Consider the following 21,335-nt stretch of genomic DNA (forward strand, 5'->3'; position numbering starts at 1 on the left):
TACAACAACTTTTTGAATTGACCAAATATTTCAAGGAATTTTTTTGAAGTATTTTTTAAGTGGTTGAGGGTCAGGAGTATAAACTGTATAGGAAAATATTATTCCTCATTAAGATGAGTTCAATGTAAATATTTTATTCTCATGATCTCTTGCTACCTCTCCTACCTTCCTCTTCTCCTAAAGAAAAGTCTTGAGAGTGTGTATGTGAAAAATAGCTTGTGAAAGACAAATTTTCTGCCTTATACAAAATCATTATCATTTATCCTCCTGTGCAGAATCATTTACCTCTATTGAAAAAAATTATCAGGAATGGAGTATATAGAAAGAGGCTTTAAGGGATGATTAGTTTTATCTTTATATTCTTACGTCTAACTCTCGCTAAATATTATTTACAGTTCGTATGTAAACTACACTTCTATTTTTTCTTTTACATCAGTATCCTCAATATATCAGGTGATGCTGCTATTGAACAATGATTTATATCACAATATAACTTATTTTTACATTCTTTTCTTTGTTTGTGGATTTTTGCTATCTTGATAATATACATTAGTTTCTCCATTCTCTTGTTTTTCTCTTGTAAAAAATAGAAACATTCCATCATATTCCTTGTATTCTGAAACGATTTGTTTCAAAACCCATCTTTCATGTTGATTTAGATTTATTATCTCTTTAAATTTTTTACAAAACTCTTCCTTGTTTCTTACAAAAATTATAGTTATTAAATAGTCATAGTCATTATTTTCACTAACAAGTTGCTTTATTTGATTATTCTGATGAATAACGGAATCTCGAATATCCGAAATTCCTTCTTTTATGTTTTGTATATTCTTATTAATATCTCTACCTGCAACGTCTCCATTTGCATTTCCTGATATGTCAATTGAATTTCCACTAGTATTTCTGCTTACTATATTTGCAGAACTTCCACCAACTAAGATTCCTATAAGTATTTTCAAAATATCGGCTGTCCAAGGTTGCTCTCTAAATAAATGAACAATGAGGACTATAATAAACAGAGAACCTCCTATAAAAATTAAAATGTTTTGGGTCTTACTTTCCTTATCGAAAATTTTATTACCTTGTGTTTTAAAAACAAATATTATCAATATCATCACCGCAACTAAAACAATTATTGCAGGAATATAGTCTATTAATTTTGTTAATTCCATGATTTAAAATTTATCATTTGTAGTTAATCTTATTTATAATACAAATAAATAACATAAGAGGTTAATTCTTTATTTGCTCTTTTTCGGAGGCGAATTGCAATTCGCCCCTACGCCTGCTCACGTTAATTTTTCGCAAACCATTTCTGTTTGACTATAATTGTAAATTATCTCCCAACCATTTGCATCAACCTATTGACATCTGCTTTATCCAACTCCTCTATATAAATCCCCTCTACTTGCCAAAGACCACTTTTCCTAATCTTTCCCTTAGGAGATTTATTTCCTAACCATTTTTTAGAAGGAGATATCTGTCCTAATATAGCTGCTTTTGAAAGTGTTAGGATAATTTTTTTCCTCCCAATAGAGCCGCTCTTCTTTAGTTGCTACCTCAAAAATGACAAAGGAAAGATTTTCTTGCATATATTTGCTAATCATTCCTTCATTATTTGTGGAGAGTGCTTCCCCTATATCTTTTCTAAAAATACTAGATTTTATATTGCCTTTAAAATGTTGATCTATACGATTAAATAACCTATTGTCCTTTTCATGTGTTCCTACTCTTACTATACGATCAAGTACTCTCCCATCAGAAGTTGTAATAGTTTCTCCTTTTTCAAAGAAAATATAGATACCATTATGAGGGACAATCCATTTCTTTCCTATTCTTTTTTGACAAGGAAAAGTAAATCGCTTTAAGATATTAAACAGTTCATGCAGAATAGACACTGATGTTTCTGTGGTTTCTTCTGTTATATTTATTCCTCGGACTTTTTTATTTAAATCTTCTAATTTATGCCTCAATACATCTTGCTCCGCTATCCATATTTTTTCTTCCTTTTCATTAAGCCTATGAAGCATTTCCCCATTTCCTCTGACTCCATCAAAAGGAAGCTCAATATTTACTAACCTATCTTTGATAGGTTTTACATAATCCTTCCCCGCCAAAATAATAAACTTATCTTTTTTTACATCAGCCACTTTCTTCAATTCTTCTATTACTTTTTCTCCCCACTTAACTCTATCTTCCTCTTTTGTAATATCTTTCTTAAGAGAGACATCATAAGGTGCAATCACTTTATCGAGTGGAAGTAGATGATGTTTTGCTGATAAAATATAGATATTATCTGTTGTGGTAAGAGTCTTTGCATAAACCAAACTCTTTTTAAACAAAGGACTTATATATAAATCCTCTGCTTTCGATTTTTCTTTTGCTTTTTGGGCTGAACATGATATAAGTACAATAGTTTTCATGTTATAAAAATTTAACCCTGCAAAAATACAACTTTTTTTTATTTCTGCAAGTTTTTTATAATTTTTCACCACAAAAAATATACTGACGTAAATTACTTATGTCAGCATTGTTAAAAGTATTATTTTGACCCTTATGAGTCTAAGAGCTAAACTATGGTGTGGTGGAAGAACTCATAAAGGTGATGAGTGAAGAGTAAAAAATTCTTCACTAGTCACTATCTCGGTAGTATTTCCGCAGTGAGTCCTGCTTGGGTGAGGCGGCTACAGCGGGGAAGAAGATCTTCGTAGGAACCTTCTTTTACGGAGCACTTGCCCGAGAAATGTACGATAGCGGCACACTGCTCGGCCTGTTCGTAGGTGTGTTCGCATACCTCCATGAGGAGTTCTATGACGTAGTCGAAGGTATTATAGTCGTCATTGTAGAGCATGATTTGGTAGAGGTCAGCATATTCGGCAAGGAGCACCTCGTCTTGCGCCTCTTGGGGAAGGGGTTGGGTTTGTGGCATATGAATAGTTTTGGGCTAGGGTTGTTTGATTTGTTTTTTTCTATTATTGGTTGTTTTTTTCTTGTCGCTGGCGCGGAAAAAGGCACGCTTGGCGGCACGTTCTTCGGCCTTTTTTTTAGAAGTATCATGGGCTTTGGCATATACCTTCTCGTTGATCATCACCTTGGCTTGAAAGTGCTTGGTGCTACCCTGATAGGTGGTATCCTCTTCGGAAACAAAGGCAATGGTCTTGTGATACTTCTGTGCCCACTCCACCATTAGGGATTTGTAGCTGATGACCTTATGCTCCAAGTCCTTCATACTCAAGTTGTTATCTATCAAGATACGATGGATAAACTCGGTAGCCTTGCCATAGCCCCGATCTAAGTAGATTGCCCCCACGAGTGCCTCGAGGAGGTTTCCGGAGATATTGCCACTGAGCAATACCGTTTTCTTATCGGTGAGCAGATAATCCCTTAGGCGTAGCTGTTCGCCTATTTGGTTGAGGTTATCGCGCCTTACCATGCGAGTACGCATTTTGGTAAGGTCTCCCTCGTTCTTGTCTGGAGCTTGTAGAAAGACAAAGTGAGCTATAACCGCACCGAGTATGGCATCGCCCAAGAACTCCAAGCGTTCGTAGCTCACATGGGGAGTTGTCCCTTCGCTGCGGGCTGTACCAAGGGTAAAAGCCTCTTCGTAGTAATGTATTTCCTTAGGACGAAAGCCTAAGAGGTTCTCCATTTTAGCAAAAAATATCCCGTCTTTTTTTTGAAAACGGGATATTATTTTTTTAAAGAATAGCATCTAATCTAGTTTTTTGAACAATACACAAGCGTTGTGTCCTCCGAACCCAAAAGTGTTGCTCATGGCTACCTTTACTTTGCGTTTTTGAGCTTTGTTAAAGGTAAAGTTGAGTTTTTGGTCAATGTTTTCGTCTGGGTTCTCAAAATTGATCGTAGGAGGGACTACTTGTTGGGTAATGGCCAGTACGGAAGCGATGGCTTCTATAGCGCCAGCAGCACCGAGCAAGTGGCCTGTCATGGACTTGGTGGAGTTGAGGTTGAGCTTATAGGCATGCTCCCCGAATACCTCTTTCACGGCCTTGGTCTCGGCTATATCGCCCAGAGGGGTTGAGGTACCATGTAGGTTGATGGCATCGACCTCTTCAGGGGTGAGCTTTGCATCCGCCAAGCAGTTTTTCATCACCGCCTTGGCGCCTAAGCCCTCCGGATGGGGAGCCGTTAGATGATACGCATCGGCGGAGAGACCTCCTCCTGCTAACTCACAATATATCTTAGCTCCACGTGCTTTGGCGTGCTCATATTCTTCTAAGATGAGTGCTCCGGCACCCTCTCCGAGTACGAATCCATCACGGGTTACATCGTAAGGGCGAGATGCGCGCTTGTAGTCGTCATTACGGGTAGAAAGGGCATGTAAGGCATTGAAGCCTCCGATACCCGCCTCATTCACTGCTGCCTCGGAGCCTCCGGTTACCAGCACATCGGCATAGCCTAAGCGAATATAGTTCAACGCATCTATCAAGGCATTGGCTGAAGAAGCACAAGCTGACACAGTGGTGAAGTTAGGCCCACGTAGTCCATGGCGGATGGAGATCATACCAGGGGCTATGTCGGCAATCATTTTAGGAATAAAGAATGGGTTAAAGCGAGGAGTACCGTCGCCTTTTCCGAAGGCAAGTACCTCGTCCTGAAAGGTCATCAGCCCGCCGATACCAGCACCCCATATCACTCCGATACGGTCTTTGTCTTCCTTCTCTAAATCAAGCCCTGAGTCCTGGAGCGCCTCGTCGGAAGCCACTACGGCAAATTGGGTAAAGCGATCCATCTTGCGCACCTCCTTCTTGTCGATGAACGCATTGGGGTCAAAGCCCTTCACCTCACAAGCAAATTGGGTCTTGAACTTAGAGGCATCGAAGTGGGTGATAAGGTTCGCGCCACTCTCTCCCCTAAGAAGCGCCTCCCAATAGGCATTCAGGGTATTTCCTATAGGCGTGATAGCGCCTAATCCAGTTACTACTACACGTCGGGTTTGCATAAATAAATGACGTTTTAAATTAAAATTGTACTACCTATCATATACCAAACGGGGAGTTTTCCCTCCCCGTAGAGCATTTCAAGTGAGTGTTATGCTATTTTTTGTTTTCTTCGATGTACTTAATAGCTTGTCCCACTGTTGAGATGTTTTCAGCTTGGTCATCAGGAATTTGGATGTCAAATTCTTTTTCGAATTCCATGATCAACTCTACTGTATCCAAAGAATCCGCGCCTAAGTCATTGGTGAAGCTAGCCTCAGCTACCACTTCTGTTTCATCTACTCCGAGCTTATCCACAATAATAGCTTTTACTCTTGATGCAATGTCTGACATAACTTAAAAATTTTAATTTAACTCGTTGCAAAAGTAAGAAAGTTTTTTTGATTAACCTCTATATGTTGAAAAAAAAAGCTACGGTTTTATAAAACATATTGTTTTTCAATGTTTTAGCTCTCTTAAAATATCTTTTTAAGGTGCTAAAATAGGGAGTTATTTCCTCCAATAAAGGGTTTGAACAATCCCTTAGAGCGCTACAGAGCCGCTTTTTCTGCTTTCAAGGCGTAGAAAATGGGAAAAAATTCATATTTTTGCCGTGTTATTTAAGGCTTATGAGAACGATTTTCTTATCACTATGCCTGCTCTTTTGCTTAGCAGGCTTCTCCCAATCCTTCACCCTTAGCGGCCGCATAAGCAGCCCTTATGAGGGAAAGGTGTATCTATGGTATGGGAACAAGGTGGATAGTACCACTGTAGCCAACCGAGAATTTTCTTTCTCAGGAGCGGTGGATTACCCCATAAAGGCTTCCCTTTCGGTGAGTCCCAAGCTGAAAGATACCGGTTTTTTTGTATTGGAGCCTGGCGACCTCTCTGTGGATATCGCCATAGAGAACCGCTATCAGGTATATCTCAAGAGTATCAATGGCAGTGCTTCGCTGCAGGAGGTCAAGGATTTTCTAATCTTCAAGAGTAAGAACATTTCCCTCTCCAACCTCCCTGACCTGATGATGGTGCGCCTAGAGAAGATGTTCAAGCGAGAACCCCGAAGCCAATTTGCCGGAATCCTATTGGCCGACCTGATGACCGACCGGCAACTCCCCTATCGCTATGCTCAAAAGCTCTATAGCCTCTTGGACAAAAAGACCCAAGATAAGGAAGACCTCCAAAAGATAGAGACCCTCCTTAGTGCCATGAGCAAAACCCAAGTAGGGAGCCAACTCCCGGATATAGCGTTCGATAGTGAAAAAGGCACTCTGAAGCTCTCCACTGCGAGGAAGAAACTCACCTTAGTGCTCTTCACCGCCTCGGACTGTATCCCTTGCGTGGAGGCCACACGCCAGTTTGCCGACTTATACAAGAACTACCATCAGTCCCATGGCTTCACCATCTATGCGGTTTACTTAGATCATGAGCGCAATACTTGGCTCGACCATATCCACCGCGAAGGCTACCGCTTCCCTACCGTCATCGCTCCTAAAAAGCTCAAGGATGAGACCCTCAAGTCCTTAGCCATCACACAGATACCCACCAACTTCCTTATCGATGAGAGTGGAAAGATCCTTGCGGTGAATATCTCTCCTAAGGGGGTTCATCGTGGCCTCGACCCCGAAGCCGCTGCCTATGTCCCCGTACCGAAAAAAGAACGAAAAACAAAAAAGAAATGATAGCATATATCGGCTATTTGGCCTCCGCATGTATCGTGCTGGGCTTTATGATGAAAAAGGTGCAGCATATCCGCCTAATCAACCTTGTGGGTTGTATTTGCTTTGTCGTCTATGGGTTTCTGTACGAACCCAAGCTATGGCCTGTGATCATCCCCAATGCCATCATCTGCGGGATACAGGTGTTTTACTTACTGAAGTCATCAGGTGAACCTCGTGAAAAATAATAACGAAATGTTAAATATTTTTTATAACCTACTGATTATCAATTGTTATAAAAATAATTCTATTTTTTTATCGAGAAAAGTATTGTCAGTTTCAAAAATTGTCGTACCTTTGCAGCGCAAAACAAAACACTGGTCTGGTAGTTCAGCTGGTTAGAATACATGCCTGTCACGCATGGGGTCGCGGGTTCGAGTCCCGTCCAGACCGCTAAAAATTTAGTTGTGTTGTTTTGTGTAATATTTGGTTTTACACAGGTTTATTTAAACCAATGAAAGGCTTTCCTTTGGAAGGCTTTTTTTATTTTAATAAAGTAACCAATGGTTAGTCACTTGTCATCAGTCACTAATCATTGGTTATTTGTCACTTGTCATTGGTCATTGGTCACTTGTTATTGGCCATTCTTAAGGCATTTGTGATCACACTCACCGAGCTAAAGCTCATCGCCAAGGCTCCGAGCATAGGAGAGAGCAAGATGCCAAAGAAAGGATACAATACCCCTGCGGCAATAGGAATGCCTACTGTATTGTATATCAAGGCAAAAAATAGGTTTTCCCGAATATTCTTCACCACCGCTTCACTGAGTTTTCTTGCTTTTACAATACCGCTTAAGTCCCCTTTGACTAAGGTAATGGCGGCACTTTCTATCGCTATATCGGTACCGGTACCCATGGCGATGCCTACTTGGGCTTGTGCCAAAGCGGGCGCATCATTGATGCCATCTCCTGCCATGGCTACGATCTTCCCTTCCTTTTGCAGGCGCTCAACCTCCTGTTGCTTGTCTTGGGGAAGCATACCAGCCTTATAGTGGGTAAGTCCCAGCTGCTGAGCTACTGCCTGAGCGGTAGTGGGGTTGTCCCCGGTGAGCATAACCACCGTGATCCCTTGAGCCTGTAGCGCTTGGACAGCTGCCGCTGCTGTATCCTTGACCTTATCGGTGATGGCCACTGCGACGATGACTTCCTGCGCTATGGCAAGGAACGAAAGGGTCTGCCCTTGGCGCTGTCTCTCTATTACCTGATCGCGTTGCGCTTGGCTAAGAGGCGCCCCAATCTCCTGCATGAGCCGGTCATTCCCAAAATAATAATGTTTGCCTTCATACACCGCCTCTACTCCACGTCCGGCCAAGGCTTTGAAGTCGGTCATGGCCAAGGGAGCTACCCCATGTGCAGCCGCATAGGCATTGGTAGCCTTAGCCAAAGGGTGTTCGCTGGCCTTATTCACCCCATAGAGAATCGGCCATATATCTTGCTCCTTATAGTCCCCCCAAGGGATAAGGTCGCTCACACTGGGTTTGCCTTCGGTGAGTGTCCCTGTCTTATCTACAATCAGGGTATCCACCTGCTTCATCCGTTCTAAGGCCTCGGCATTTCTGATAAGAATCCCCTCTCGTGCCCCCTTGGTGACCCCCACCATCACAGATACTGGAGTGGCCAAGCCCAAGGCACAAGGGCAAGCAATAATAAGCACCGCAATGGCATTGACCAAGGCATATTGGTAAGCATGTTCCTTGGCAAAAACCGCCCAAAGGATAAAGGTCAAGACGGATACGCCCACCACCATGGGAACAAAATAAGCGGCAATACGGTCGGCCAACTTTTGTATGGGAGCGCGGCTCTGGCTGGCCTGCTGTACCATGGTCACAATCTGGGAAAGCAGCGTATCACTCCCCACCTTCTCTGCTTCCATGACAAAGGTCTGTGCTCCATTGATCGTTCCTGCCGAGACCATATCCCCAACCTGCTTCTCCACCGGTAGCGGCTCTCCGGTAATCATACTCTCGTCTATAGTGGCAGCCCCTGAGGTGATATGACCATCTACAGGGATTTTAGCCCCTGGCCTTACCCTAAGCAAATCACCTTGGGCTACCGACTCTATGGCCACCTCTACCTCCTGGTCTCCCTGAATTTTTATTGCGGTATGAGGTGCCAGCTGAAGTAGCATGCGCACCGCCTCTTGGGTACGCCCATGGGCATTGGCCTCCAAGAGTTGTCCTAAGATGACCAAGGTAAGGATCACCGTAGTGGCCTCAAAGTAGAGTGGTACCGAGCCATGCTCCTTGAACTGTTCCGGCAACTTATCAGGCACACAAAGGGCTACCACGCTAAAGCACCAAGCCGCAGCAGCACCGATACCGATAAGGGTGAACATGTTGAAGCGTAGCGTTTTGAGACTCACCCAAGCACGAACAAAGTAAGTCCATCCATAGTAGAAAACCACCGGTAATGATAGGGCAAACTGTAGCCAATTCCAATAACTCACCGGCATGAGCTTATACATAGGGTTGCCATGCCACATCCCTCCCATGGAGATGATGAAGATAGGCAAGGTAAAAGCCACCGCCCCCCAGAACTGGCGGCGTAGCTGTTGGCGCTTCTGCTGCTCCTGTCCGCCTCCCTTGAGACTCTCGGCAGAAACCTGCTCCACCAAGTCCATCCCACAGACAGGGCAATGGCCTGGATGGTCGTAGGTCTTGTCCCCCTCGCAGCGCATCGGGCAGTAATACACCCCTGTCCCCTTATGGGTAGGAGCTTGAGGCTTGGGCGCAGGAGTAGCTTCTTCCAAAGAGGTTACCAAGGTGTAATGGGTACCCTCCAAGGCTGTTTTAAGTGTTTCAAAAGGCACATGCTGGCGCATCTCCACCACAGCGGTTTTCTCCTTCGCATTGGCTACAACACTGCTGACCCCCTCTGTAGCCTCCAAGCGCTTCTTGACGGTCATCTCGCAGCCACTACAGCTCATGCCCTTTACATAATAGGTGTGTGTCATTGTGTCAGTCTTTTTTAATAGTGTAATCCGTACCTTCCAACGCTTTCTGGAGCACTTCCAAAGGTACTTCTTTAGGTGCTTCTATAGTGGCTTTTTGCTGATCGAAATCCACCTTAACGGCTGTAACCCCCGCTACTTTAGACAATTTTTCTTCTACGGTAACCGCGCACCCAGTGCAGCCCATTCCTTTGATTGTATATGTTTTCATGAGATTGTTATTTATATTCATTCTCTTTCATCAAATACTATGCTAAAGAGACGATGCCGACAGAATGACAGAAATAATGGTCAATGGTCAATGGTCAATGGTCAATGGTTAATGAGTTAGAGAATTAATCATTAATCATTATTGACATTAATCATTATTTTTTGTATTTTTGCGTTTTCGTATTCGAAGGACGAATTACCATTCGCCCACACAAAGAATCATTAAGCAATTTTTACCCCTTCGTAAGCAAGGCAAATTTTTAACCACAACTCATTGATTATCAATATAAAAATATCGCTAAGCAATTTTTGAGGTGAAATAAGCAATTTTTTATATAAATAAGCAAGGAAAAATGACAAACGAACCTGTATCAACCATTAATAGTATTATCACCAAACGATATTTAGAAAAACAACCTGAAAACCAATATTTTGAAAGAAAAGGTTTAGGTGAAAAGGATATAAAACCCTCCAAAATTGCGGAAGAACTCATCGGTATGCTCAATGCCGACGGAGGGGTATTGGCCTTTGGGGTTAGTGATAAGGGAGAAATACAAGACCTCAACACCATTACAGATAAGTTAGATGACTATAGAAAACTCGTATTTGACTTTATCATACCTCCTTGTAATATTCGTCTTGAAGAAATCCTTATAGATGGGAAGCTTATCTTCCTTTTCCATGTAGAACAAGATGTGGAACGTATATATTGCCGTAAGGATAACGAAAAGTTTTTTCTAAGAGTAGCCGACAGTAATAGAGAGCTAAACCAAGAACAGATCAAAAAACTTGAATATGACAAGAATATTCGCCGGTTTGAAGATGAGGTTGTCCCTGACTTTGATACTGATGATTTAGATCAGGAATTATTAGCTTCCTACAAGGCAAAGGTGAATTTCTCTGGTGACATATATGATTTACTTTATAGGCGTAATCTGTTAGCTAAAAAGGAAGGAGTTTATCAGTTCAAAAAGTCAGCTATATTGTTGTTTTCTACTACCCCTGATCGCTATATCCCTTCTGCTTCTGTACGCTATGTGCGCTATGAAGGAACAGAAGCTAAAGTTGGTGCTGAGCACAATGTTGTGAAGGATGTTCGTTTTGAGAACAATATCCCAAGTATTATTGATGCGCTTACCTCTTTTTTACGAACCTCTTTGAGAGATTATTATTTCTTGGATATAACCATCGGAAAATTTAGAAAAGTCCCTGAATATCCTGAAGAAGCGTGGTTGGAAGGGGTTGTCAATGCTCTTTGTCATCGTTCTTATAATGTACAAGGCAACGAAATTTATATTAAGCACTTTGATGATCGTCTCGAGATTAGCAATAGCGGGCCGCTCCCTGCACAAGTTACAGTTGAAAATATCAAAACCGAACGCTATGCCCGTAATCCTCGTATAGCCAGAGTATTAGAAGACTTAGGATATGTTCGCCAGCTTAATGAAGGGGTCGCTCGTATCTATGAATCCATGGAGAGATCCCTACTCGCCCAGCCGCAATATAGGGTACAGAGCAACAATGTATATCTGACACTACGCAATCGTGTAAGCTCCCATGAAAAAACCATCTCAACGGCTCTGATGACCGCTATAGAGGAAGGATGGAAAGGATATAATGAAACCCAAAAAGCGATCCTGTTTTATCTCTTTAGAAATGGTTCGGCGGTTATCTCTGAACTGGCAACATCTATAGATATCAATCAGAACAGTATCCGCTCTTATTTAAATGCTTTTGTGGAGCAAAATATTATAGAACGACATAGTGAAAAACAACGTGACCCCAATGCCAAATATACCTTTAAAAAGAATTAAGCAATTTTTACCCCTTCCTAAGCAAGGCTGATTTTTAATCACAACTTATTGATTATCAAGTTAAAAATATCACTAAGCAATTTTTGAGGGGAAATAAGCAAGATTTAATCATTATTTCGTACTTTTGCCTTTCCGTATGCAAAGGGCAAATGCCCTTACTCAAAATTCAAAACCCAAAACTCAGAACTTAAAAAAACATCATGGAAATCACCAAAGCAAACCGAAAATGGCTCGACGACCTACACCTCCCTCATCCGGTGGTAATAGCCGGGCCTTGTAGTGCCGAAACCGAAGAACAAGTCCTTAAAATCGCCCATGCGCTCAAAGATACCGATGTTACCTACTACCGTGCTGGTATTTGGAAACCGCGTACCCGCCCTGGTATGTTCGAGGGCGTAGGTGCCTTGGGACTCAAATGGCTCGAACGTGTGAAGAAAGAAACCGGACTGAAGACCGCTACCGAGGTGGCCAACAAAGACCATGTGAGGCTGGCCTTGGAGCATGATATCGACCTATTATGGATCGGCGCCCGCTCGACTGTAAGCCCCTTTATCGTACAGGAAATCGCCGACGAGCTAAAGGGTACTGACAAGGTGATCTTGGTCAAAAACCCTGTAAACCCCGACCTCTCTCTTTGGATCGGTGCCATCGAGCGCCTCCTTAGGGCAGATATCAAAAACTTAGGGGTCATTCACCGCGGCTTCTCTACCTATGAGAAGACCCAATACCGCAATATCCCTGAATGGCAGTTGGTCATCGAACTACAAAACAAGTTCCCCGACCTACCGCTTATCTGTGACCCTTCGCATATCACAGGCAATCGCGAACTGATTTTCGATGTATCCCAAACCGCCCTGGATCTGAACTTTAACGGGCTGATGATCGAGACCCACTGCACCCCCGATGAGGCCTGGAGCGATGCTGCCCAGCAGGTTACCCCTGAGCGCTTGGTGGACATCATGAACGACTTGCGTATCCGCCAGACTTCCTTTGGCGAGGGTGACTATGCTTCCCAAATCGCCTCCTTGCGCTCTCGTATCGATATACTCGACGACGAACTCTTGGATCTACTCAAAAAGCGTATGCTCCTCTCCGACGAGATTGGGAAACTCAAAAAAGCCAACAACGTAGCAATCCTACAAAACACCCGCTGGCATGAGATCCTCGGTAAAATGATCCTCGAAGGCGAGAGGTATAACCTCAGTGAGGAATTTGTAATAAAAATCTTCAAGGCCATCCACCAAGAATCCATCAACCGACAGGAGAAAATTGTCAAAGCCAAATAACCCATCACTGCCCCATGTTGCACCTCTTCTTTAACTTTTCTTACGACCTACAGTTCCAGCTGTTTCTACCTCACGCCTTCGTCGCACAGGAGCGAAACCATAGCTGGTACTTGCTCAAGAAAGCTACAGAAGAGGTGCTCAAAAGCAGCCCGCTGCCCCTCTCCCCGCTCGAGAAAGAGGCCTTAGTGCTCACCCATAGCCTCGACCCCCTATTGCTATTCGAGAAATATACTACTAAAAAACAAAGCCTGGCCGACCTCTATAAGGATAAAAACAAAAAGAAGTATATCCAACAACAAATAGAGGAGAAAACAAACACCCTACTCCGGCTCATTGCCCAAAATGAGTGGTGGCTTACCATAGAATGCCAAAAGGAACACCCTATAGAGCGGCAACGCCTCGGCTTTTCACAAAAAGCACTACAACCCCTCTTAGAGTTCGAAAAGACTCCCACCGGTATCGCCTATCGGCTCTTCTTATGGGATGAGCAGCGCCTGCTTCCTTCTGCGCATCAAGTAGTATTGCTAAGCCAACAAGGCAGCTGGATCGCTTGGGATAAGACCCTAAGAGAGGTAGCACATATCAAAGCCCTTAATCTCAAGCCTTTCTTGGAGAAAACAACCGTTTCCATTCCGGAGAGTACCCTACCCGAATATTTCAACAAATTCCTCAAGGAGATTATCAAAAAGGTGGATATCAACACCATCGGCTTTGATATGATCCAAAAGCAACGCTTAGTGGCTACCCAAATCCGTTGGGTGCATGACTTTCTTACCGATACCTACAAGCTCTTTTTGGCTTTTGACTACGATGGCGTTGTCTTTCATAGCAACCAAAGCAGAAACCAACAATCTCATCTGGAGATCCTACCTGATGGTGCTATTCTTATGGAGCACTATAAGCGCAATCCTGCTGAAGAGAAAGAACGCACACAACTACTTGAAGCACTTGGTTTTACACAAGAGGGAGGCAATTTTTTCGTAAAAGCGACTTACCCTTTTGCCTCCTATTTTCACCTATTAAAATATAAGGAAACACTTGAAAAACAAGGTTTTACAATAGAAGACCTATCTATCAACGGACAAAAGGTGAACCCCAAGCCCTTTAGCCTTCATTTCGGGGAGACCACTCAGGCCAACGATTGGTTCGACCTTCATATCACCATCACCCAAGGGGAATACCAAATCCCTTTTGCTCAGCTTATCAAGAACTTACGCATGCAAAATCCCCTCTATTCCCTCCCTGATGGCACCCTTTTTGTCATCCCCAAGGAATGGTTTGCCAAGTATGAGAAAATCAGCAAGTTCTCCCGTGTCATTGACCAAAAGATACAATTGCCCAAGAGCAACTATACCCTCCTAGAAGACCTACCCGAACTCAAGCCTCAGACCCCAAAGACGGAGGTACATTACAATCCCTCTCCCAACCTAAGAGCGACCCTGCGTCCTTACCAAAGAGAAGGGGTACAGTGGCTCTTACAACACCACTACAACGGCTTAGGTGCTTGTCTTGCGGACGATATGGGATTGGGAAAAACCCTACAGACCCTTGCCCTATTGGTGCATATACACGATCAGCTCCCCTTGCGGGAAAGTGCCTTTCCCAGCTCCATCTTTGACTTAGACAAGCCCCAGAAGGAACCACTTAGGTGCCTGATTATCATGCCCTCTTCCCTACTGTTCAACTGGTATGAGGAGATCAAGCGCTTCGCCCCACAGCTCTCCTGTACCCAGTATGTAGGCCAAGGCCGCAAGGCCAAGTCCTTACGACTGTCCAACTATGATATTGTACTGAGCAGCTACCCCATCGTCCTAAGAGATGCCAAGCTGTGGGAGCGCTACAGCTTCCGCTATATCATCTTGGACGAAAGCCAACGTATCAAGAACAATAATTCTAAGATATTCAAGACCATCAGTGCCATCAAGGCCGAGCATAAGATTTCCCTTAGTGGTACCCCCATTGAGAACTCACTGGCTGACCTATGGGCACAGATGCAGTTTATCAACCCCAATATATTGGGGAGCTATAGCCAATTCAACAAGTATTTCCGCCATGAAATAGAAAAGAAGCACAATCCTACCGCCTTGGAGGAACTCAAGCATCTTATCAGCCCCTTCCTACTAAGGCGTACCAAGCAACAGGTATTGCAAGACCTGCCCGATCTAGAGGAACAAATCGTCTATTGCTCCATGAACGATGCCCAAGCGCAGTGGTACGAAAAGGAAAAATCCAAGGTGCGCAACCAGCTTTTGCATATTGACCGCGAGCTGGATCCTGCCACCCTGAAGCTCAACACCCTCAATATGCTCACCAAGCTGCGGCAGATTAGCAATCATCCCCAATTGGCTGATCCACAGAGTGAGATTCCCTCTGGAAAATATGAAGAGGTAACCAACCACTTGGAACAGCTATGGCGAGCCGAACAAAAAGCACTTATTTTTAGCAGTTTCACCTCCCACTTAGCCATCTATGAAGATTGGTGCCAAAAAGAGAAAATTAAATACGTTTCCCTCACCGGAGCTACCCCCTTGGAAGCGCGTAAGCGGGCGGTAGAGCTTTTCCAAAACGACAAGGAGATTGCCTTTTTCTTCATCTCCCTGAAGGCAGGAGAGGTAGGGCTGAACCTCACAGCGGCCTCCTATGTATTACTACTCGATCCTTGGTGGAATCCCTTTGCCGAACGCCAAGCTATAGGCCGCGCCCATCGTATGGGACAGCAACAAAAGGTCAATGTCATCCGCTTTGTCAGCCGCCATACCCTCGAGGAGAAGATCATCCACCTACAGCAGAGCAAAAAAGAACTCTCAGAGCACCTTATAGAAGAAAATATTCTAATGAAGGAAGCCCTAGACCACTTAGAAGAACTCCTAGGATAGTGATTAATGACTAATGACAAGTGACTAATCACTAAAACAAAAAAATGACCGATGACGAATCGTCATCGGTCATTAATCATTTGTCATTGAGATTAAACCTTATTCTTTATGAGCATTACTTCAATAATAGAAATAGCGGTTTTTTCTGGTACTGTAAGCAAATCTGCCAATTGGTTGATCATATCCTTTTCTTCTTCTTCAAGTACACCATCGGAAGTAGCGATGTCCACTGCACAAGCAAAAGCAGTCAAGCGAAGATCAGAAGGAAGGGCTGCTACTGATTTTTCTACCAAGCTACCTGGGCCTTCTTTTTTAAGAATGCGGAAGAGCTTGTCAAATAGCTTATCAAAAGCTGCTCCTGAATAATTATCATAGAGGCTAAGACGGTTCATGTAATTAACAATCTCGTCCCATTCCCCACGACCTACGTTACCATCGGCTCCCGCCATGGCAAGGGCAATCCCTGCGAAGGATTCTTGTTCGTTTAGTTTCACCTCCTCAGTTACAGCCTGGAAGATTTTCCCGAATAAACTCATAAAACTTTATTTTTAAATACTGGGCAAAGATATAAAAAAAATCTGAATAAAAAAACTTTTTAATGAATCAATTTGGCATTAATCATTAATCATTAGTGGCATTAATCATTAACCATTGATTTTGTTGGTTCTCTCATCAGGGAAGATGACGGTGGGCTGGAAGGTCTTTGCCTCCTCGAAGTCCATCAAGGCATAGGAGATGATAATTACGATATCGCCTTTTTGTACCTTGCGGGCAGCAGGCCCATTAAGAGTGATCGTACCTGAGTTACGCTCCCCACGAATGATATAGGTCTCGAAGCGCTCTCCATTATTGACATTGACAATGGAGACCTTCTCCCCTACAATCAGGTTGGCTGCCTCCAAAAGGGCTTCATCTATAGTGATGCTCCCTATATAATCCAAGTCCGCTCCTGTTACTTTCACGCGGTGGATTTTTGATTTTAATACTTCTATTTTCATAGGACAAAGGTAAAAAATTTATTGAATACCTATGGGTATTTCTTTTCTTTTTTGTTTATAAGCGGAAAGCCTCTCTCAATAAAAAATCTCTTCCCCTGTGGGGGAAGAGACTTTCGTATTGTAAAAACTAAGAAAAAGAATTATTTTAATTCTACTTCTGCACCAGCTTCTTCTAATGATTTCTTAAGGTTTTCAGCATCAGCCTTAGAAATACCTTCTTTCACTTTAGAAGGAGCACCATCTACTACTTCTTTAGCTTCTTTTAGTCCAAGACCAGTAAGGTCTTTTACTAATTTCACTACTGCCAACTTGTTGCCTCCTGCATTTTTGAGGATTACATCAAATTCAGTTTTTTCAGCAGCAGCTTCAGCTCCACCAGCAGCAGGGCCAGCGGCAACAGCTACAGCAGCAGCTGCAGGTTCTATACCGTACTCTTCTTTAAGGATTTGAGCAAGCTCGTTTACTTCCTTAACTGTCAAATTAACTAATTGTTCTGCGAAATTTTTCAAATCTGCCATTTCTATCGTTTTTTAATGGTTTATAAATAATGTGTGTGTCTTACTGACGTTCAGAAAGGGTCTTAACAATTCCTGCAATCTTTCCACCTGATGATTTAAGAGCAGAAATAACATTCTTAGCAGGCGATTGCAATAGACCGATGATATCTCCGATAAGTTCTTCTCTAGACTTGATAGCCACAAGGGTATCCAATTGGTTGTCTCCAACGAATACAGCTTCTTCTATGTAAGCTCCTTTGAGAAGGAGTTTGTCGGATTTTTTTCTGAAGGCTTGAATAAGCTTAGCAGGTGCGTTCCCTACTTCGGCGAACATAAGAGATGTATTTCCCTTAAGTACGGAAGGAAGTTCTCCGAAATTTTTGTCAGAGGCTTCCATAGCCTTAGCCAAGAAAGTATTTTTAACAACTGCTAATTTTATATTGGCTTTGAAACAAGCGCGACGAAGGTCGGAAGTTTCTTTAGCATTGAGGCCTGTGAGGTCTGCCAGATAGATTACATGATTAGCTGCTAACTGTGCGGTTAAATCCTCTATTATTACTGATTTTTCTTCTTTTGTCATAATCTTCTTTTTTAACTACGTTGTTAGACTACTTTTGTATCTACGGCCACACTTGGGCTCATGGTACTAGATAGGTAAATAGATTTTACATAAGTACCTTTTGCGGTGGTTGGTTTTAGCTTAATAAGCGTTTGGATAAGCTCGTTAGCATTTTCAGTAAGTTGTTCTGCGGAGAAAGATACTTTTCCGATAGCAGCATGTACGATTCCGGTCTTATCCACACGGAAGTCGATTTTACCAGCTTTTACTTCCTGAACTGCTTTTCCGATTTCCATAGTTACGGTACCGGTTTTAGGGTTAGGCATAAGCCCACGAGGACCGAGTACACGACCCAAAGGACCTAACTTACCCATTACAGCAGGCATGGTTACAATCACATCCACATCTGTCCAACCATCTTTGATTTTCTGAAGGTACTCATCCAATCCTACATAGTCGGCTCCAGCGGCTTTGGCCTCAGCTTCTTTATCAGGGGTAACGAGCGCTAATACACGTACATCCTTACCAGTTCCATGAGGAAGGGTCACTACCCCACGTACCATTTGGTTGGCTTTACGAGGATCCACGCCCAATCTTACTGCGATATCTACAGAGGCATCAAACTTAGTAAAAGTGATTTCTTTTATTTTTTTGCTTGCTTCTGTAAGGCTATATAGTTTGTCAGCTTCTATTTTAGATAAAGCCTCTTTGTATTTCTTTGTTAGTTTTGCCATAGTCCGTCAATTAAAAAGGTTTATCTCCAGTGATTGCGATACCCATAGAGCGCGCAGTACCTGCCACCATACTCATAGCCTTCTCAATAGTGAATGCACTGAGGTCAGGCATTTTATCTTCAGCGATAGCACGTACTTGATCCCAAGTGATATTGGCTACCTTTTTACGGTTAGGTTCTCCAGAACCTCCCTTTGCTTTGGCTGCTTCCAAGAGTTGAACTGCCGCAGGTGGGGTCTTGATAACAAATTCAAAAGATTTGTCTTTGTATACGGAGATTACCACTGGCAACACCTTTCCTGGCTTGTCCTGTGTACGTGCATTGAATTGCTTACAGAACTCCATGATGTTAACTCCAGCAGCCCCCAAGGCAGGTCCAACCGGTGGCGAAGGATTCGCAGCACCTCCCTTAACTCGTAGTTTAACTACTTTGTGTAATTCTTTTGCCATTGTTCAACTTTAAAAATTAATTCTATCTAAGATTTTATATTTTTTCCACTTGAGTATAGCTAAGTTCAAGTGGTGTTTTTCTTCCAAAAATTTTGACGATAACCTCCAATTTGCGTTTCTCTTCGTTGACTTTTTCCACAATACCAGTAAATCCATTAAAAGGCCCATCGGTTACTTTTACTGATTCTCCTTCTGTGTAAGGAATCACTACTGTTTCTACCTTTTCCTGCAATTCGTCCACAATTCCGAGCATACGGTTCACTTCCGATTTTCGGATTGGGGTAGGAGCTCCACCCTTAGTCTCACCTAAAAAGCCAATAACTCCTGATATTCCTTTGATAATATGAGAAATTTCTCCTGAAAGATCTGCCTTGACCATGACATAGCCTGGGAAGAAGACTCTTTCTACATTGATCTTTTTCCCATTGCGTAGCTGGGGTACCTTCTCAGTAGGAACCAATACTTGTTCTACATAATCGGCATACCCTAAGCGGCTTATTTCGGATTCTATGTGAGTTTTCACCTTGTTCTCCTGGCCACTTACAGCACGTACTACATACCAATTTTTTTCAAGGACTGCCATTTAGAAAATTTTAAATATCTGTGCTATGAAGCTCTCAAAAATGAAATCAACACCTGCGATAAATAAGGAAAAAATAACGGAGAAAATAGTTACTACCCATAAGAGACGTTGCGCTTCCGCAAAGGATGTCCAAGTAACATTTTGGGTCAATTCTGTGTAAGATTCTTTGATATAGTTTATCATTACCTTCCGTTTTATAAAGTTTGCAAAAACTATCTTTGCACGGGTGGAGGGATTCGAACCCCCATCAACGGTTTTGGAGACCGCTATTCTACCCTTGAACTACACCCGTATAAAAAGAGTTTTGTTGCCAAAACCCTTTTTAGAACTTAAATTTATTAAATCATGATTATTAGTCAAGGATTTCAGTTACCTGACCAGCACCTACGGTACGACCTCCTTCACGGATAGCGAAGCGAAGACCTACGTTAAGAGCGATAGGTTGAAGCAATTCTACAGTGATAGTAAGGTTATCACCAGGCATTACCATATCTACTCCTTCAGGAAGGTTGATAGTACCAGTTACGTCAGTGGTACGTACGTAGAACTGAGGACGGTAGTTGTTGTGGAATGGAGTGTGACGTCCACCTTCTTCTTTTTTCAAGATATACACCTCAGCTTTGAATTTAGCGTGTGGTTTTACAGAACCTGGCTTGCAGATTACCATACCACGACGGATATCTTTCTTGTCGATACCACGAAGTAGAAGACCTACGTTGTCACCAGCTTCACCACGGTCAAGGATTTTCTTGAACATTTCTACCCCAGTGATAGTAGAGGTAAGCTTATCAGCACCCATACCGATGATTTCTACTGGGTCACCAGTGTTAGCAATACCAGTTTCGATACGTCCTGTAGCTACAGTACCACGACCTGTGATAGTGAACACGTCCTCGATAGGCATCAAGAATGGTTTGTCAATGTCACGAGTAGGAAGTTCGATCCAGTTATCTACTGCATCCATCAATTTCATTACAGTATCTACCCATTTTGGCTCACCGTTAAGGGCACCAAGAGCAGAACCTTGGATTACAGGACCGTTATCTCCATCGTACTCATAGAAAGAAAGCAATTCGCGTACTTCCATCTCTACAAGCTCTAATAATTCTGGGTCATCCACCATATCCACTTTGTTCAAGAAAACAACGATACGAGGAATACCTACTTGGCGACCGAGAAGGATGTGCTCACGAGTTTGTGGCATAGGCCCGTCGGTAGCAGCTACCACAAGGATAGCACCGTCCATCTGAGCAGCACCAGTAACCATGTTCTTTACATAGTCGGCGTGTCCTGGACAGTCCACGTGTGCATAGTGACGGTTCTTAGTTTGATATTCTACGTGTGAAGTGTTGATGGTAATACCACGCTCTTTTTCTTCAGGAGCGTTATCAATAGAGTCGAAACTTCTCGCTTCGGAAAGACCTGCATCGGCCAATACTTTAGTAATAGCAGCAGTCAAAGTTGTTTTTCCGTGGTCAACGTGTCCAATAGTACCAATGTTAAGGTGCGGTTTGGAACGGTCAAAATTCTCTTTTGCCATGTTTAAATAATTTTAATCTTAGTTATAGAAAATCAATTTGTAAAAAGTATATACTATTATATACTACAAAAGAGCCAATGACGAGATTTGAACTCGTGACCTCTTCCTTACCAAGGAAGCGCTCTACCCCTGAGCTACATCGGCTTTTAAAAGAGCGGGAGACGAGGTTCGAACTCGCGACAT

The 21,335-nt window shown here is 42.9% G+C and carries 22 protein-coding genes and 3 tRNA genes; 6 read left to right on the forward strand and 19 right to left on the reverse strand.

Translation table 11 applies throughout. The annotated features are described in order from the left end of the window. Positions 1-500 precede the first annotated feature (500 nt). From HMPREF1551_RS02800 to HMPREF1551_RS02830, 6 genes are all read right to left on the reverse strand, one after another. A complete protein-coding gene (locus HMPREF1551_RS02800) occupies positions 501-1,172 on the reverse strand; it encodes a hypothetical protein (protein WP_021627513.1) in 672 nt (223 codons plus the stop codon). A gap of 294 nt (positions 1,173-1,466) precedes the next feature. Next, a complete protein-coding gene (locus HMPREF1551_RS13305) occupies positions 1,467-2,423 on the reverse strand; it encodes a DUF6884 domain-containing protein (RefSeq protein WP_231374950.1) in 957 nt (318 codons plus the stop codon). 215 nt (positions 2,424-2,638) lie between these two features. Continuing rightward, on the reverse strand, positions 2,639-2,929 hold the full coding sequence (locus tag HMPREF1551_RS02815) for an ATP-dependent Clp protease adaptor ClpS (protein WP_021627515.1): 291 nt from the start codon (positions 2,927-2,929) through the stop codon (positions 2,639-2,641). A 15-nt stretch (positions 2,930-2,944) separates the two neighbouring features. Then, positions 2,945-3,712 carry a ribonuclease III gene (gene rnc / locus HMPREF1551_RS02820; RefSeq protein ID WP_021627516.1) on the reverse strand — a complete coding sequence of 256 codons (768 nt, stop codon included), beginning with the start codon at positions 3,710-3,712 and terminating at the stop codon, positions 2,945-2,947. Continuing rightward, positions 3,713-4,963, reverse strand: coding sequence for a beta-ketoacyl-ACP synthase II (gene fabF / locus HMPREF1551_RS02825; RefSeq protein WP_021627517.1), 1,251 nt, complete (start codon positions 4,961-4,963; stop codon positions 3,713-3,715). A gap of 94 nt (positions 4,964-5,057) precedes the next feature. Next, the gene (locus HMPREF1551_RS02830) at positions 5,058-5,294 is read right to left on the reverse strand and encodes an acyl carrier protein (RefSeq protein WP_009642427.1); all 237 of its coding nucleotides are present in this window, start codon (positions 5,292-5,294) and stop codon (positions 5,058-5,060) included. A 275-nt stretch (positions 5,295-5,569) separates the two neighbouring features. On the opposite strand from HMPREF1551_RS02830, the gene HMPREF1551_RS02835 reads away from it, so the two are divergent. The 3 genes from HMPREF1551_RS02835 (at position 5,570) to HMPREF1551_RS02840 (ending at position 7,051) form a co-directional block, all read left to right on the forward strand. Beyond that, on the forward strand, positions 5,570-6,622 hold the full coding sequence (locus tag HMPREF1551_RS02835; protein WP_034544199.1) for a TlpA disulfide reductase family protein: 1,053 nt from the start codon (positions 5,570-5,572) through the stop codon (positions 6,620-6,622). Then, entirely contained in the window at positions 6,619-6,846 is a 228-nt protein-coding gene (locus tag HMPREF1551_RS13310) for a hypothetical protein (protein WP_021627519.1), read from the forward strand. Before HMPREF1551_RS02835 ends, HMPREF1551_RS13310 begins: the two co-directional genes overlap by 4 nt. Positions 6,847-6,977: 131 nt before the next feature. Further along, positions 6,978-7,051: transfer RNA gene (locus HMPREF1551_RS02840), tRNA-Asp, on the forward strand. A 174-nt stretch (positions 7,052-7,225) separates the two neighbouring features. Here the strand turns inward: HMPREF1551_RS02840 and HMPREF1551_RS02845 are convergent. Both HMPREF1551_RS02845 and HMPREF1551_RS02850 read right to left on the reverse strand, forming a co-directional pair. Then, a complete protein-coding gene (locus HMPREF1551_RS02845; protein ID WP_034544201.1) occupies positions 7,226-9,610 on the reverse strand; it encodes a heavy metal translocating P-type ATPase in 2,385 nt (794 codons plus the stop codon). 4 nt (positions 9,611-9,614) lie between these two features. After that, positions 9,615-9,818: a heavy-metal-associated domain-containing protein gene (locus tag HMPREF1551_RS02850; RefSeq protein WP_034544207.1), complete on the reverse strand. Its 204-nt coding sequence runs from the start codon at positions 9,816-9,818 to the stop codon at positions 9,615-9,617. A 352-nt stretch (positions 9,819-10,170) separates the two neighbouring features. Here HMPREF1551_RS02850 and HMPREF1551_RS02855 point away from each other — a divergent pair, with 352 nt between their 5' ends. The 3 genes from HMPREF1551_RS02855 (at position 10,171) to HMPREF1551_RS02865 (ending at position 15,793) form a co-directional block, all read left to right on the forward strand. Then, positions 10,171-11,631 (forward strand): ATP-binding protein, encoded by a 1,461-nt coding sequence (locus HMPREF1551_RS02855; protein WP_021627523.1) that lies wholly within the window; start codon positions 10,171-10,173, stop codon positions 11,629-11,631. Positions 11,632-11,831: 200 nt separating this feature from the next. Then, positions 11,832-12,917 (forward strand): bifunctional 3-deoxy-7-phosphoheptulonate synthase/chorismate mutase type II, encoded by a 1,086-nt coding sequence (locus tag HMPREF1551_RS02860; protein WP_021627524.1) that lies wholly within the window; start codon positions 11,832-11,834, stop codon positions 12,915-12,917. A gap of 17 nt (positions 12,918-12,934) precedes the next feature. Next, a complete protein-coding gene (locus tag HMPREF1551_RS02865) occupies positions 12,935-15,793 on the forward strand; it encodes a DEAD/DEAH box helicase (RefSeq protein WP_034544208.1) in 2,859 nt (952 codons plus the stop codon). 92 nt (positions 15,794-15,885) lie between these two features. Here HMPREF1551_RS02865 and HMPREF1551_RS02870 read toward each other — a convergent pair whose 3' ends face one another. From HMPREF1551_RS02870 to HMPREF1551_RS02920, 11 genes are all read right to left on the reverse strand, one after another. After that, positions 15,886-16,329 carry a tellurite resistance TerB family protein gene (locus tag HMPREF1551_RS02870; protein WP_021627526.1) on the reverse strand — a complete coding sequence of 148 codons (444 nt, stop codon included), beginning with the start codon at positions 16,327-16,329 and terminating at the stop codon, positions 15,886-15,888. 108 nt (positions 16,330-16,437) lie between these two features. Further along, on the reverse strand, positions 16,438-16,791 hold the full coding sequence (gene panD / locus HMPREF1551_RS02875; RefSeq protein ID WP_021627527.1) for an aspartate 1-decarboxylase: 354 nt from the start codon (positions 16,789-16,791) through the stop codon (positions 16,438-16,440). A 140-nt stretch (positions 16,792-16,931) separates the two neighbouring features. After that, positions 16,932-17,309 carry a 50S ribosomal protein L7/L12 gene (gene rplL, locus HMPREF1551_RS02880; RefSeq protein ID WP_021627528.1) on the reverse strand — a complete coding sequence of 126 codons (378 nt, stop codon included), beginning with the start codon at positions 17,307-17,309 and terminating at the stop codon, positions 16,932-16,934. Positions 17,310-17,349: 40 nt separating this feature from the next. Continuing rightward, entirely contained in the window at positions 17,350-17,868 is a 519-nt protein-coding gene (rplJ, locus tag HMPREF1551_RS02885; protein ID WP_021627529.1) for a 50S ribosomal protein L10, read from the reverse strand. Between the two features lie 23 nt (positions 17,869-17,891). Beyond that, complete coding sequence (gene rplA / locus HMPREF1551_RS02890; RefSeq protein ID WP_021627530.1) at positions 17,892-18,581, reverse strand: 50S ribosomal protein L1; 690 nt, start codon at positions 18,579-18,581, stop codon at positions 17,892-17,894. A gap of 10 nt (positions 18,582-18,591) precedes the next feature. Next, complete coding sequence (rplK, locus tag HMPREF1551_RS02895) at positions 18,592-19,029, reverse strand: 50S ribosomal protein L11 (protein WP_021627531.1); 438 nt, start codon at positions 19,027-19,029, stop codon at positions 18,592-18,594. 34 nt (positions 19,030-19,063) lie between these two features. Continuing rightward, on the reverse strand, positions 19,064-19,612 hold the full coding sequence (nusG, locus tag HMPREF1551_RS02900; RefSeq protein WP_021627532.1) for a transcription termination/antitermination protein NusG: 549 nt from the start codon (positions 19,610-19,612) through the stop codon (positions 19,064-19,066). After that, complete coding sequence (gene secE, locus HMPREF1551_RS02905; RefSeq protein WP_021627533.1) at positions 19,613-19,795, reverse strand: preprotein translocase subunit SecE; 183 nt, start codon at positions 19,793-19,795, stop codon at positions 19,613-19,615. Between the two features lie 38 nt (positions 19,796-19,833). Beyond that, positions 19,834-19,904: transfer RNA gene (locus tag HMPREF1551_RS02910), tRNA-Trp, on the reverse strand. A gap of 60 nt (positions 19,905-19,964) precedes the next feature. Continuing rightward, positions 19,965-21,152 (reverse strand): elongation factor Tu, encoded by a 1,188-nt coding sequence (gene tuf, locus HMPREF1551_RS02915; RefSeq protein ID WP_021627534.1) that lies wholly within the window; start codon positions 21,150-21,152, stop codon positions 19,965-19,967. Between the two features lie 72 nt (positions 21,153-21,224). After that, positions 21,225-21,296 (reverse strand) — tRNA-Thr (locus HMPREF1551_RS02920). Positions 21,297-21,335: the final 39 nt, after the last annotated feature.

Source organism: Capnocytophaga sp. oral taxon 863 str. F0517 (assembly GCF_000466425.1).
Classification (GTDB): Bacteria; Bacteroidota; Bacteroidia; order Flavobacteriales; family Flavobacteriaceae; genus Capnocytophaga.